This window comes from Spirillospora sp. NPDC000708 (assembly GCF_040299565.1).
Classification (GTDB): domain Bacteria; phylum Actinomycetota; class Actinomycetes; order Streptosporangiales; family Streptosporangiaceae; genus Spirillospora.
This window is the reverse complement of sequence record NZ_JBEPCJ010000050.1, coordinates 32,465-45,492: the sequence shown is the minus strand read 5'-3', so window position 1 is coordinate 45,492 and position 13,028 is coordinate 32,465. Positions and strand designations below refer to the sequence as shown.

Annotated in this window: 12 protein-coding genes and 1 tRNA gene; 9 read left to right on the top strand and 4 right to left on the bottom strand. The window is 66.2% G+C overall.

The window, feature by feature from the left end:
- Nucleotides 1-82 precede the first annotated feature (82 nt).
- Nucleotides 83-943, bottom strand: a complete 861-nt coding sequence (locus ABT299_RS30470) for a MerR family transcriptional regulator (protein ID WP_500252835.1) — start codon at nucleotides 941-943, stop codon at nucleotides 83-85.
- 125 nt (nucleotides 944-1,068) lie between these two features.
- On the opposite strand from ABT299_RS30470, the gene ABT299_RS30465 reads away from it, so the two are divergent.
- Complete coding sequence (locus ABT299_RS30465; protein WP_500252834.1) at nucleotides 1,069-1,473, top strand: hypothetical protein; 405 nt, start codon at nucleotides 1,069-1,071, stop codon at nucleotides 1,471-1,473.
- A 210-nt stretch (nucleotides 1,474-1,683) separates the two neighbouring features.
- Here ABT299_RS30465 and ABT299_RS30460 read toward each other — a convergent pair whose 3' ends face one another.
- Nucleotides 1,684-1,995, bottom strand: coding sequence for a WhiB family transcriptional regulator (locus ABT299_RS30460; protein WP_151540244.1), 312 nt, complete (start codon nucleotides 1,993-1,995; stop codon nucleotides 1,684-1,686).
- A 325-nt stretch (nucleotides 1,996-2,320) separates the two neighbouring features.
- Here ABT299_RS30460 and ABT299_RS30455 point away from each other — a divergent pair, with 325 nt between their 5' ends.
- Nucleotides 2,321-4,684 carry a transglycosylase domain-containing protein gene (locus tag ABT299_RS30455; protein WP_190856033.1) on the top strand — a complete coding sequence of 788 codons (2,364 nt, stop codon included), beginning with the start codon at nucleotides 2,321-2,323 and terminating at the stop codon, nucleotides 4,682-4,684.
- 88 nt (nucleotides 4,685-4,772) lie between these two features.
- Here ABT299_RS30455 and ABT299_RS30450 read toward each other — a convergent pair whose 3' ends face one another.
- Nucleotides 4,773-5,228: a GatB/YqeY domain-containing protein gene (locus tag ABT299_RS30450; protein WP_190856032.1), complete on the bottom strand. Its 456-nt coding sequence runs from the start codon at nucleotides 5,226-5,228 to the stop codon at nucleotides 4,773-4,775.
- Nucleotides 5,229-5,321: 93 nt separating this feature from the next.
- On the opposite strand from ABT299_RS30450, the gene ABT299_RS30445 reads away from it, so the two are divergent.
- The 7 genes from ABT299_RS30445 (at nucleotide 5,322) to ABT299_RS30415 (ending at nucleotide 9,966) form a co-directional block, all read left to right on the top strand.
- Nucleotides 5,322-6,218 (top strand): metallophosphoesterase, encoded by an 897-nt coding sequence (locus ABT299_RS30445; RefSeq protein WP_372442450.1) that lies wholly within the window; start codon nucleotides 5,322-5,324, stop codon nucleotides 6,216-6,218.
- Nucleotides 6,215-6,844: a class I SAM-dependent methyltransferase gene (locus ABT299_RS30440; RefSeq protein WP_500252833.1), complete on the top strand. Its 630-nt coding sequence runs from the start codon at nucleotides 6,215-6,217 to the stop codon at nucleotides 6,842-6,844. Before ABT299_RS30445 ends, ABT299_RS30440 begins: the two co-directional genes overlap by 4 nt.
- A gap of 37 nt (nucleotides 6,845-6,881) precedes the next feature.
- Nucleotides 6,882-6,955, top strand: a tRNA-Pro gene (locus ABT299_RS30435).
- A 319-nt stretch (nucleotides 6,956-7,274) separates the two neighbouring features.
- The gene (locus tag ABT299_RS30430) at nucleotides 7,275-7,934 is read left to right on the top strand and encodes a helix-turn-helix transcriptional regulator (RefSeq protein ID WP_500252832.1); all 660 of its coding nucleotides are present in this window, start codon (nucleotides 7,275-7,277) and stop codon (nucleotides 7,932-7,934) included.
- Nucleotides 7,935-8,014: 80 nt separating this feature from the next.
- Entirely contained in the window at nucleotides 8,015-8,536 is a 522-nt protein-coding gene (locus ABT299_RS30425; RefSeq protein WP_500252831.1) for a hypothetical protein, read from the top strand.
- A gap of 171 nt (nucleotides 8,537-8,707) precedes the next feature.
- A complete protein-coding gene (locus tag ABT299_RS30420) occupies nucleotides 8,708-9,166 on the top strand; it encodes a glycine-rich domain-containing protein (RefSeq protein ID WP_500252830.1) in 459 nt (152 codons plus the stop codon).
- A 134-nt stretch (nucleotides 9,167-9,300) separates the two neighbouring features.
- On the top strand, nucleotides 9,301-9,966 hold the full coding sequence (locus ABT299_RS30415) for a class I SAM-dependent methyltransferase (RefSeq protein WP_500252829.1): 666 nt from the start codon (nucleotides 9,301-9,303) through the stop codon (nucleotides 9,964-9,966).
- 326 nt (nucleotides 9,967-10,292) lie between these two features.
- Here ABT299_RS30415 and ABT299_RS30410 read toward each other — a convergent pair whose 3' ends face one another.
- Nucleotides 10,293-12,566 (bottom strand): nSTAND3 domain-containing NTPase, encoded by a 2,274-nt coding sequence (locus ABT299_RS30410; protein ID WP_500252828.1) that lies wholly within the window; start codon nucleotides 12,564-12,566, stop codon nucleotides 10,293-10,295.
- Nucleotides 12,567-13,028: the final 462 nt, after the last annotated feature.

Here is a 13,028-nt window from a genome sequence, read left to right as displayed (position 1 = left end):
TGGACGCCTGGCGCGCCCGGACGGTGCGTCCGGAGGACATCTGGGCGACACCAGGTGGGGCTCACGGACGGGTGCGTTCGGGCTAGTCCGTTCGTGCGGGCTGGGGCGGGGTGGTGGTGCCGGCGGGGGCGGTCTGGAAGACGGGCCAGCCGATCTCGGTGCGCCAGCGGGACGGGTCGGGGGTGTCGCGGCGGCCGACGAGGTAGTACTCGCGCATCGGACCGTCCACCGCGAGCGCGTGCCGCGAGACGTACGCCGCGAGCATGCCGTAGGAACGGTCCACCTCGGCGGGCGGCCCGTGGTGCGTGATGACGGCCAGCTCCGCCGCCGGCACCTCATGCGGGACGACGCGGCCCATCGGGCGGACGGTCCCCGCGCACGGCACGAAGATGGTCGCCTCGCCGCGATGCCGCGTGTACACCTCGTCCGCGAAGACGCCGCCGGCATTGCCGGTCTCCCGCACGTCCTGCGCCGCGAGCGTCCCGTACAGCTCACCTAGCGCGCCCTCGAACCACGCGGCCATGTCGGCGACGTCGACGACACCGGTGACGGCCGCGGCGCGCACCGCCGGCACGCTGCGCAGTTCGACGTTCGCGGACGCGTCCGCCGGGGGAGGCGCGAGGAGGTCGCGCAGCGCGGCGACGGCGCGCCGCGTGCGGCCGAGGTCGTCCTCCAGCCGGTGCAGGTGCGCGACGATCCGCTCGTTGCGGGCGTGCACGTCCGGCGCCGCGAGCACCGCGTCGATGTCGTTCAGCGGCATGCCGAGGTCGCGGAAACGGCGGATGACCTGCGCGGTCGGGATCTGCTCGGCGGTGTAGCGGCGGTACCCGGTGGCCGGGTCCACGTGGGCGGGTTCGAGCAGCCCGACCCGGTGGTAGTGCCGCAGCGTCTTCACGCTCATGTGGGTGGCGCGCGCGAAGTCCCCGATGGACAGGTACGTCATGCCGCCCATTGTGGGGTCTCCCCTCGGGGGAGAGTCCTCACCGACCGCCCGCCTTGACCCTGCCCGTGCGGCAGCCGGAAACGTCGGTCGCGACGGCCCGCCGGGCCGACGGAAGGAGACCGACGATGACGCAGGCGACCGACTACGAGCCGCGGCCCGCCACGATCGAGGACATCGCCCGCCGCTACGTCGCGGTGTGGAGCGAACCCGACGCCGCCAAGCGCCGCGCCGCCATCGCCGCGCTGTGGGCGGAGGGCGGTGTGGAGCTCGTCGAGTCCGCGCGGTTCGGCGGCCACGCCGAACTGGCGGACAGGATCACCGAGGCGTACGACGAGTTCGTGGTCGGCCGCCGGTACGCCGTGGTGTCGGCGGGCGACGTGTTCGCCCACCACGACGCCGTCACGTTCACCGTCCGGCTCGTGACGGAGGACGGCGACGTCGCGTGGGCCGCGCGGGTGTTCCTCGTCCTCGGCGAGGACGACCTCATCCGCTACGACTACCAGTTCACCGTGCAGCCCCTGAAGGCATGACCCGCGAGCCCAGCGCACACACGCCGCTGCGCGGTGTGAGCATGGGCAGGCGCGGCGGCAGGCCCGTACCGCATCGGTACGGGCCCGCAGCCGCACTCAGGTGGACCTTCCGGTCACCTGCCGTCGCCGGACGGACCTCGCGGACCGTCCGTGCCCTCGCCCGTCCACCGGACGGCCGTGGGCGTCATCCCAACCGGCGCCGAGTCCCGCTCAGCTCGCGACGAGCTCTTCCTCGTCGGCCTCGACCGACCGCTCGTACTCCTCCTTGGCGGTCTCCAGCAGGTCGCGCCACGAACGCACGTCCGGCCGCCGGCGGAGGAGCGCGCGGCGCTCCCGCTCGGTCATGCCGCCCCAGACGCCGAACTCGATCCTGTTGTCGAGGGCGTCGGCGAGGCACTCCGTGCGCACCGGGCAGCCGCGGCAGATGAGCTTGGCCCGGTTCTGCGCCGCTCCCTGAACGAACAGGGCGTCCGGATCCGCGTTACGGCAGGCGGCGCGGGCGGTCCAATCCGTGATCCACATCTTGGCCCCACTCCCCTAGGGTCTGTGTCGATTTGCGCTCCTTGGCCGGACGGGCGCGGACGTCAGGCCGCCAAACGAAAGCCGTGGGGAAGAACTTACGGAAGCGAGGGACGATTCAACAGACCCCGATGGGCCCATTCTCGATATAGCCCACCGGGGCCATACCGCCGGAACGGACTAGTTACCTGTAGTTGACGCGCCAGACATGGCGCAGGTTGTCACGAGGGGCACATACCGGACGAACGTGTTGCGCCGGCGGCCCGCTGCGCCCAGGCCCGGGGGACCTGTCCCGTATGCACTGGTCGTCCCGCGTACCCTAGACCCCGTGCGCGATGCGAAGCTAGATCGGGGTAAGGCCTTCTCCACGCTGTTCAGGCTGCTGGGGGCAGGTGTCGTCGCGGGCGTCCTGGTCGCGTTCATCGCGCTTCCCGGCGTCGGCAGTGCGGGACTGACCGCGCGCGACGCCGCGAACAACTTCGAGAACATGGACAGCGCCCTCAAGACGACACCACCGTCGGAGAAGACGGTGATGTACGACGCGAACGGCAAGCAAGTGGCCACGTTCTTCGACAAGTACCGCGAGTCCGTCCGGCTCGACCAGGTCGCGCCCATCATGCGGCAGGCGATGGTCGACATCGAGGACTCGCGCTTCTACAAGCACGGCGCCCTCGACCTCAAGGGCACGATCCGCGCGCTGGCGTCCAACGTCGAGTCCGAGCAGACGCAGGGCGGGTCCACCCTCACCCAGCAGTACGTGAAGAACCTGCTCGTCGACCAGGCGACGACCGAGAAGGAGTACCAGGAGGTCACGGCCCCGACCGTCGGCCGCAAGCTCCGCGAGCTGCGCTACGCGCTCGACATCGAGCAGCGCATGACCAAGGACCAGATCCTCGAGGGCTACCTGAACGTCGCGTACTTCAGCGCCGGCGCCTACGGGATCCAGGCCGCCGCCAAGCGGTACTTCAGCGTCCCCGCGAACAAGCTGAACCTCGGGCAGGCCGCCCTGCTGGCCGGCATCACGCAGAACCCCACCCTGTACGACCCGATCCGCAACCCGAAGGAGGCCCGCAAGCGGCGCGACATCGTCCTCTACCGGATGGCGCAGCTCGGGCACATCTCCAAGGCGCAGGCGGACGCCGAGGCCGCCAAGCCGATCCTGCTGAACCGCACCGACCCGGTCGGCGGCTGCGAGTCCAGCAAGGCGCCGTACTTCTGCGAGTACGTCAAGTACGACATGCTCGACATCCTCTCCAACGGCAAGTACTGGTCGATGACGCCGAAGGAGCAGGAGAGCGTCGTCAACAAGCTGAACCGCGGCGGCTACACCATCCGCACCACGCTCGACATGAAGGCGCAGAACGCCGTCGACCGGGCGCTGCGCAGCAACGTCGCGCCGGCCGGCAACCGCGTCGGCGCCGAGGCGATGGTCGAGCCCGGCACCGGCCGGATCAAGGCGATCGGGCTGAGCAAGCGGTTCGGCGCCGGCAAGGGCCGCACCACCATCAACCTGCCCGCCGACGTCCACCACGGCGGCGGCACCGGCGTGTCCGCCGGGTCGACGTTCAAGACCTTCACGCTCGCCGCGGCGCTGGACGAGGGCATCCCGGTCAGCACCTCCATCAACTCGCCGCAGACGACGACCGTCAGCGGCTTCCAGCCCTGCAAGTACACCGGGACCATCAACGGGGTGAAGTACAAGAACCAGATGGCGGGCGGCGGCACCTGGACGCTCCACAACGCCGGTGACAGCGAGGCGGGCAACTTCGACCTCAAGACCGCGACCTGGCACTCGGTCAACACGTTCTACGCCCAGCTGGAGAAGCGCGTCGGCGTCTGCGACGCCGTCGCCATGGCGAAGGCGTTCGGCATGAAGCAGGCCAACGGCCAGGAGCTCGCGCCCGTCCCGTCCCAGGTCCTCGGCACCAACGACGTCGACATGGTCCACCTCGCCGCCGCCTACGCCGGCTTCGCCGCCCGCGGCAAGTACTGCTCGCCCCTGTCCGTCACGCAGGTCATCGACTCCGACGGCAAGCAGCTGAAGCTGCCCAAGCAGGACTGCCACCAGGCCGTCGACCAGGCCGTCGCCGACAAGGTCGACTCGATCCTCAAGGGCGTCCTCACCAAGGGCACCGCCGCCGGGCGCGGCATCGGCCGCCCCGCCGCCGGCAAGACCGGCACCTGCGAGGAGTTCACCTGCGCGGTGTTCGCCGGCTTCACCCCGAACCTGGCCGCCGCCACCGCCTACTGGGACTACCGCGGCCCCTGGCAGTACAAGGTGTACGGCGTGTACGGCGCGGACACCCCCGGCGCCATGTGGCAGCAGAGCATGCAGTCCGCGCTGGCCGGCAAGCCCGCCCCCGACTTCAACACCCCGTCCCGCGACTTCGGCGACACCACCAGCGTCCCGAAGGTGAAGGGCATGAAGGTCGCCGCGGCCAGGGCCAAGCTCCTGGGCGCCGACCTCAAGGTGCAGGTCGCGTCCGGGTCCGTCGACTCCGACCAGCCGAAGGGCACGGTCGTGTCCACCTCGCCGGACGCGGGCACCGAGGTCCCGCCCGGCACCACCGTCATCCTCTACATCAGCAGCGGCAAGAAGAAGCCCGGCGACGCGGGCGGGAACGGGCACGGCAACAACGGGGACGGCGGCAACGGCCAGGGCTACCCCGGCTGGCCGCCGCCCGGCAACTGACGACGCGCGACCCGGCGACCGCCGGACATGAGAAGGGCCCGGCGACCGCCGGGCACGGGAAGGGCCCGGCGACCGCCGGGCCCTTCGCTCACTGCGCGAGCTGCCGCTTGACCTCCGCGGCGACCCGCCCGCCCTCGGCGCGCCCCGCGACCTTCGGGTTCACGACCTTCATGACCTGCCCCATCGCCCGCGGCCCCGCCGCGCCCGACTCGGCGATGGCGTCCGCGACCAGCGCGGTCAGCTCCTCGTCGGACAGCTGCGCGGGCAGGTACTCCTCCAGCACCGCGCCCTCGTCCCGCTCCGCCTGCGCCTGCTCGGCGCGGCCCGCGTCCCCGAACGCCGTCGCGGCCTCCCGGCGCTTCTTCGCCTCCCGGGTCAGCACCTTCACCACGTCGTCGTCGGACAGCTCGCGCGACCGCTTGCCGGCGACCTCCTCGTTCTTCACGGCCGTCAGCGCCATCCGCAGCGTCCGCGTGCGGACGTCGTCGCGCGCCTTCATCGCCGCCGACAGGTCGGTCTCGAGCTTCTCCTTCAGGGCACTCATGGTCACATCATGCCCGCACGAACCCGGCCGCCTCATCAGGATTACCGCGAGGTGCCCATCTCTGGAACCATGGGAACCAGAGAAGGGAGAACCGTGCGAAAGATCTACGCCGCGTCCCTCGGCCTCCTGGGCGCGGGCGCCGCTACCTTCGGGTACGCCTCGGTGATCGAGCGGAACTGGTTCCGGCTCCGCCGGTTCGACGTGCCGGTGCTGCCGCCCGGCCGTCCCTCGGTCAAGATCCTGCACATCTCCGACGCGCACCTCACGCCCGGACGCTCCCGCCTCATCCACTGGGTGCGCTCCCTGGACGCCCTGGAGCCCGACCTCGTCGTCAACACCGGCGACACCCTCTCGCACCGGGACGCGATCGGCCCCTTCCTGGACGCCCTCGGCCCCCTCCTGGACCGTCCCGGCGTCTTCGTCTACGGGTCCAACGACCTGTACTCTCCGATCTTCAAGAACCCCCTGCGCTACATCTGGCGCACCAGCAAGTCCGACTACAAGCGGCACCGCCGCGAGCCCGACCTGCCCTACCGCGAGCTCGGCTCGTCCCTGCAGGCCGCCGGCTGGCTCGACCTGAACAACCGCATCGGACGCCTCAAGGTCGGCGAGCTCGACGTCGAGTTCGGCGGGATCGACGACTCCCACATCAACCGCGACCGCTACGACAAGGTCGCCGGCCCCGTCGACCCGCAGGCGGACGTCCACCTCGGCGTGATGCACTCGCCCGAGCCCCGCAACCTCGACCGCTTCGCCGCCGACGGCTACGACCTCCTCCTCGCCGGCCACACCCACGGCGGCCAGGTCTGCGTCCCGTTCTACGGCGCCCTCGCCACCAACTGCGGCATCGACCGGCCCCGCGTCAAGGGCCTGCACCGGCACCGCGGCTCCTGGCTGCACGTCTCCGCCGGCCTCGGCACGTCCCCGAAGGCCCCCATGCGCTTCTGCTGCCCCCCGGAGGCGTCCCTCCTCACCCTCGTCCCCCGGTGAACTGGCGAACCTCCCGCCTCCAGGCCGCCCTCTACGACGCGGGCGTCCACAACCCCACCGTCTCCCGCCTGGCCGCCCGCGCCCTGTGGGGCTACGACATCACCCACCTGTGGCGCAGCCTCGCCATCCGCCCCGAGGGCCCCACCCTCGACATCCCCTGCGGCGGCGGCCTGGCGCCTTTGAGCGCCCACCACGTCTCCGCCGACCTCTCCCCGGCCATGCTCCACCGAGCCCGCCGCCGAGGCGCCCGAACCCTCGTCCAAGCGGACATAACGAACCTCCCCTTCCCGTCGGCCACCTTCGCCACCTGCCTCACCTACAACGGCCTCCACTGCCTCCCCGACCCCGCGAAGGCCGTCTCCGAACTGGCCCGCGTCCTCCGCCCGGGCGGCACCCTCCGAGGCACCACCCTCGTCCGCGGCACCTCCCCCCGCCACGACGCCCTCTTCGCCCTCATGCGCCGCCTCGGCCTCTTCGGCCCCTCCGGCACCACCGCCGATCTCCGCGCCTGGCTCACCGCCGCCGGCCTGACCGACATCACCCTCACCCCCTCCGGCGCCGTGACCGGCTTCACAGCCCGAAAATCAGGGACGCAGCACTCCCGAACATCCGCTAAAGTGGTCTAGGCGCCGGGAGCACGTACGACTCCCGGGCAGCCACCACCGGGGTGTAGCGCAGCTTGGCAGCGCGCTTCGTTCGGGACGAAGAGGTCGTGGGTTCAAATCCCGCCACCCCGACAGAAAACGCCAGGTCAGAGGCCGGTTCTCCCCCAAGGAGACCGGCCTCAAGATCTTTTGTCCGCCATCCGTCCGCGAACCCAACCGTCACCCCCAGACACCGTCCGTCCCGGACCAGCACCGAGCGGATTTTGCTCCACCGACTCCACGTTCAGATCCACACCCCGGTCCACCCGCGTCCAAGCGCCCTAAACGGACATAGCTCGGCGTCACGCAACGGGCTAGCGAGAGCCCCAACATGGCCGCCGCCTGGGACACTGCCCAGCACCCGGGCGGGGCATAACTCCTACGGGGTCGTTCCTCGGACTACGGGGCTGCCATGAGCAAGAACCTCGGCACACTCGTTCGATCTGCCCGCGTCGCCCACGGCTGGACGCAACGCGACCTCGCCGACCATCTTCACTGCTCTCGCTCGACCGTCTCGCGTCTGGAGACCGGCGCACAGCCCTTGGACGACATCGCCACACTCCGCCGCCTCGCCGAAGTCCTAGGGATCTCCCCGACGGCGCTGGGGATCACCGCTACGGTGACGGTCCAGCCACCCGCGGAGGACGATGTGCGGCGCCGTCAGCTCTTGACCAACCTCGCCGTAACCGCTGCTGCCGCCAGCCCTCCAGCCCGTGCCTTCGCATCCGCAGCCGCGGACGCGCAAGCAAGACCCACGGACCTCCTCATTGCCCGAGTCCGCAGCGCCATGCTGACCACAGGCTCTGTTGCCGCCCCAATCCCTCCTGCTCAGCTCCGTGCCACGCTCGCCTCCGCGATCCGCGCCTACGACAACTGCGAGTACGCCAAGCTCGCCACTGTCCTCCCGCAGCTGATTACCAACGCCCACGCCACTGACAGCACCACGGACACCGTCCTGGCTGAGACCTACACCTTGGTCACACGCCTCATGATCAAGCTGGACGACCAGCTCGGGTGGATCGCAGCAGACCGAGCCCGCTTTCTCGCTGCAGCGAACGGCGACCCCTCGTAGCTGGCGAAGCGGCCCGCAACCTCGCCGTCCTGGCACGCCGGGCCGGCTGGCACTCCGAGGCGGGTCAGATCGCAATAGGCATGGCCGAGGGCGACATGCACCAAGGACGCGACCCCGCTCGGACGGCCGAGCGCGGCCTTCTCGTCATGTCGGCCGCCTACACGGCAGCCCATGCCGCCGACCGCTCCGGCATGCGCGAGCTAACCGACCAGGCTGCAAGGCTCGCCAATCACCTCGGCGGTAGAGTTCTCCTCCGCGACCACGGCGGCGGCTTCAGCCCAACAGCGGTCCAGCTCCACAGGATCTCGGCCGAGTACGTCGCTGGAGACCCGGCTGCGGCCATAGCCGCGGCCCGCAAGATCCCTCCCCGCGCGCTCCCGACTGTGGAGCGCCGAGCCCGCTACTTCACAGACATCGCTCGCGCCTACGGGATGTGGGGCCGCCGCGATCAATGCCTGGAGGCGCTCCTGCACGCCGAACGCGCCGCACCGCAAGAGACGCACGCCCGCCCAGCCGTCCGCGACCTGGTCACCGGCCTCCTGACCTCAGGCCGGACGTCCCCAGACCTACGCGGCCTGGCCGCCCGCTGCGGCATCCGCTGACACCTAACCATTCAACGTAAGCCGCAGAGCCAGCGCACACCAGAACACGTGCAAGAGACGCACGCCATGTCCGGCGCCTGCACACACGTCTCCTCAAACCGCACCGATCGACCGACCTTGGAGTTAAGGCCGCACGAGACGGCCAAGGTCAATCGGCTGAAGGAGGCCGTCATGTCCAGCAGCACCGTCCAGGAGGTCTGTCCGTCGGACAGCACGACCAGGGACCCCAGGTCCTTCGTCGACCCGCAGGTGTGGGACCGGCAGATCGCCCTCCTCGTCCGCGACCACCCCTTCGACACCGTGATGGCCGGACGGCTCTTCGGCCAGGCCGTCGCATACCTCATCACCGCCATGGAGAAGTGGGACGACAAGCTCGAGATCGGCTGCGGCCCCCTGGTCGACATGGCCGTCCACGGATTCGTCCTCGACACCCGCAACTACCGCGAGTTCTGCGACCGGCACTTCGGCCGCTTCCTGGAGCACATCCCGGCCGTCGACTTCAAGTACGACGGCTCCGTCGAGCGGACCGCCCACGTCATCGAAGCCAACGGCTTCGCGGTCGACTGGCCGCTGTGGGAAGCCGACTTCGCCAAGTGCACCCCCTGCTACCCCGGCAGCAGCTGCCACTGACCCACGCACTCGAGGGGCCGGCGCAACGAGGCGCTGGCCCTTCAACATGTCTGAGCTGAACCGGCAGTGCTCACCAAGCTCCACGGCTACCGTGACATGGGTCCCACCAGCCACCTACCAAGGGCCCCGCACACATGCCGACCAGCGTCAATGACCGCGCTACCTACTGGGACCACTACGCCGAAGGGGTCACCGACGAGCCCCCCGAGGAGGCTCTCAAGAACGCGTTTGGCTGGACGCAGTACCCCGGCCACGGTCCCGGTGACGAGCTGCTCGGCGACCCGCTCACAGCCCTGGACCTCGGCTCAGGCCGAGGCGACGCCGTAGCAGCCCTCGCAACGAAGGGCATCACCGCCACCGGCCTCGACATCTCCCCGACCCAGTGCCAGCACGCCCGAAACCGCTGGGGCCACCTCCCCTCAGCCCGCTTCGAACACGGCGACGCGATCGACTACCTCACCGCCACCGACCAACGCTGGGACGCCATCTACTCCATCTGGGGCGCGGTCTGGTTCACCAACCCAGACGACCTGCTACCCCTCATCCACGACCGCTTGAACCCCGGCGGCAAGCTGGTTTTCTCCCATGCCCCCGCCGTCCCCGGTGCCTACGGCGTCCAAGGTATCTACGGCGCCGGCTTCACCGGCCCCCAAGTCTGGCTCTACCGCTGGTCCTACGAACCAGACACCTGGACAGCCATCCTCCAAGCCCAAGGCTTCGTTAGAAGCCGGTCTCACGTAGAACCAGCTTCCACCCCAGACCATATGGGTACCCTAATCACGCAAGCTCATCGTGCATAGAACGCTCTAACTGCCGAATTTGAGATAGAAAGGCAGCAACGAGTTATCGTCTTTGGACTATCGGCCCGGCACAGGCGGGAAGACCGCCCGTGACAGCCGGGTATATTCGTTCCGGTTACAGAGGAGCGCTCGTACTGTGTGATCGTCGCGACTGCCGAGCCAGCGAACTCATCACTATCCTGGCTGATCACTCCGCCGCCCGCGAGCGTACCCGCCAACCCGCGGGGGCTAGCCGCGAAGCCCCCGCTTCACGCTCGACAAACCGACACATACTGCGATCAGCTCTACGGGGAGTTGTCGAGGCGCCTGCGGCTCTTATTCTTAAGTCAAATGGAATTTTCCCCTAGAATACCAAGAATCTGATCAACCGACGCCGCTTCCTCGACAAGATTGATTTTCGGAAGCGGCGTCGATTCATTTTTGCGCTTTTGGAGATCTTTGAGGTGGTCGGAGATGACGTCATAAGATTCGAACAATTCTTCAGCATTGGAGTACCTTGAGGCATAACTGACGACGCCTTCCATTTCCGCGGGCGGCGAGTCCGTCAGTACCGCATCAAGGTTTTCGCTCCAGCGCTCAAAAGAGTCAAACGCGACATCATCCATGCGTTCTTCCAGTACGAAGCGAGCCGCTTCTACGGCAGCGCCTATCTCTGCATTGGAGAGTCTCTCAAGATTTGCGATCAGAGCATCTGCATATTCAATGTTATCCCAAGACCAGAGATCTGCCATTGCGTATTCAATAGCGCCATCGATCAGAGCGACCGCGCGATCTACCATCGGCTGAAACTGAGAAGTTGCGAGTGTGGTGATTAGAGAAACTATGCTGTCACCGTCGGCAGCGTCCTCTGCGAAGTCAATTTGGCTAAGTGCCAACTCGTCGACAGTCTTAGCCAGGTGGGAAGAGTCCAAATGCTCTGCGATACGTATAGCAACTTCCGACCTGCCCACAAGGTTGTTGCTCCACCTGCTACGCGGATGTGGACCCGAAAGCGTACGTACAACGGCATCGTGCAAAACATCCTTGTTGGCACACAATGCGGACAGAAGCCGCTTTCCTCGGTGCCCCTTACCAAAGGTCCAAAGGTACTGGACCTGTTCAAAATAGATCGCACGCTTAAGAAGGCCTTCAACGAGTTCCGGCCGCGCCGACAAGTACTCCCTCATATAGTCCCTAATAGAGGGATTAGCGAAGCCAATGGATTGATCGCCGCTCTTGCTTATGTGAACTTTGATAAGAGTATCTTCGAGAACCTGTAGCGATCGACGTAGTTGCTCTGATCGCCCTTCGACATTCTGATAGCTGCGCCACGCGGCTCTAACGGCTTCGAGGGGGGTCGCCGCCCCCAAGGAAAACACTATTTCCAGCAGGGATACAGAGCTTTCGTCGAGTTGGTGCTCCACAATGTGCTGCCATATCCGCTCAGGATTCTCCAGATCATCGTAGAGTCGCTGGGCGGTGGCCCTCGGCCCCTCCTCACAGCTAGATGCCTCAAGACTTAAGTGGATAAGCCGAGGATTGAAACCGCGGTGATTGATGATCCTATTATATATTTCAGGTTTTGCGAATATCGCCTTATTTCTGGCTGGCAAGCTCGAAAAATAGATGTGATTGTACAGGATTTGCGCGCGGATTCGCTTGGTGTAGTCGGCCAGATCTACTACACATGTCATCGGACTGAAGTCACTGCGAGCGAGCTTTTCGTACCGTTGGCGGGCTTGCCTGAAGATGTACTCGCGCGTCGTTAGAACAAAGCGCTTATTGGATGCACCATGGACTCGACGAAGCAAGGTGAGTAGGCGACTGTCTTCATTCTTACCCAATTTGTCCTCAAGAGTTGTTTGTCCCAAGAAATCATCATAGTAAAAGATTTGGCGCTCGTCATCTATCCATAGCCTATTTGCTTCTTCTGCGTCTTCAGATATTTCAACCAAGCTATATCCTTGAGAAAGATGCGCCGCTGTCAAAACTTGGGCAAGAGTTGTCTTCCCGATACCTGGCGCACCTGAGATCACGACTACATGTTGCGCATCAAGGATATTTTGAGAACGCATGAGGCTCTCGTTAGGCACATAAGACGCAAGACTGCGATCAAGGTCCTCCGCGAGAGCGTGCGACCTTACGACGATTTCTTTCGCCATCAAGCTTTGAAGAATTGCGGTGCTGTTCAACCATAGACGAGGATGCCGCTGAACAATTTGAGGGTGCTTTCGCAGTTCACTTTCAATCTCTTGCAATCCATAGATGTCGCCGCTCGACTGAATATACGGGGAAAATGTTTCGAGTAGAGAATCTTTCGCCGCCTTAGTCAGCTCGACCGTGGTCGCCACTATATATCTGGACGGCGCGAGGCGGCGAACCTTCGGCAGTTCGATCTCTTTCATTTTGCTTAGAAACTTGCTACGCCCGGTTCGCATCCAGTGTTTGCACTGAATAATCGTTGAGGAGTCGACTTCCTTCCTTAGGTGTCGGAGGTCAACTCCTTGATCGGCTCCTGGTGCGAATATCTCGAGCTGAACCCCAAGCAATTCTTCGAAAATGTCCTTGCAGAGGGATTCGAAATCGAAATCCGTCAGCCGCCCGATTTCGTATGAGTCCATCCCGTCGCAAACCTTTTGCCTCGTGTAGCTGCGCTCGATCTAGGCGAGCGCGATAAGTGTCTGATGATACCCCCATACCGGTCAGATGGCATGGCTAGATCGGCCGTCCTAGTGCCTTTGGCGGGCGGCCAGGGCGGGTCGGCCCGGAGAGGCCGCATGCCCGGCCCGGACCGACCGGTGCCGGCCGCGCAGCGGCCGCTCTTGAAGACCCAGGGATAGTTCTCATTGGGCACGGGTGCGCCGATCTGTCCTGTCCCGGGAGATGCTTGACACCTCTATCCCATCAGATGCTCGACGGGTGTCTGGTCGGCTTGGCTGCCGAGTGTGTGTTTGCGGACAACCTGCGACAGCTTCCCCAGTGTTGGAACTGGAGAAGCTGTCGGTTGCCGAGCCCTGATTTCGCTTAGTGCTGGACTCAGCCGCTCGCGACCGTGTCAGGGCGACCAAGCGGTGCAAGGAGGC

Bases quoted from the DNA above. Each gene is read 5' to 3' on its own strand.
- ABT299_RS30420 (WP_500252830.1), top strand. From the start codon at position 8,708: ATGTCCAGCAGCACCGTCCAGGAGGTCTGTCCGTCGGACAGCACGACC.
- ABT299_RS30460 (WP_151540244.1), bottom strand. From the start codon at position 1,995: ATGTGGATCACGGATTGGACCGCCCGCGCCGCCTGCCGTAACGCGGAT.
- ABT299_RS30410 (WP_500252828.1), bottom strand. From the start codon at position 12,566: ATGGACTCATACGAAATCGGGCGGCTGACGGATTTCGATTTCGAATCC.
- ABT299_RS30450 (WP_190856032.1), bottom strand. From the start codon at position 5,228: ATGAGTGCCCTGAAGGAGAAGCTCGAGACCGACCTGTCGGCGGCGATG.
- ABT299_RS30415 (WP_500252829.1), top strand. From the start codon at position 9,301: ATGCCGACCAGCGTCAATGACCGCGCTACCTACTGGGACCACTACGCC.
- ABT299_RS30470 (WP_500252835.1), bottom strand. From the start codon at position 943: ATGACGTACCTGTCCATCGGGGACTTCGCGCGCGCCACCCACATGAGC.
- ABT299_RS30465 (WP_500252834.1), top strand. From the start codon at position 1,069: ATGACGCAGGCGACCGACTACGAGCCGCGGCCCGCCACGATCGAGGAC.
- ABT299_RS30430 (WP_500252832.1), top strand. From the start codon at position 7,275: ATGAGCAAGAACCTCGGCACACTCGTTCGATCTGCCCGCGTCGCCCAC.
- ABT299_RS30425 (WP_500252831.1), top strand. From the start codon at position 8,015: ATGGCCGAGGGCGACATGCACCAAGGACGCGACCCCGCTCGGACGGCC.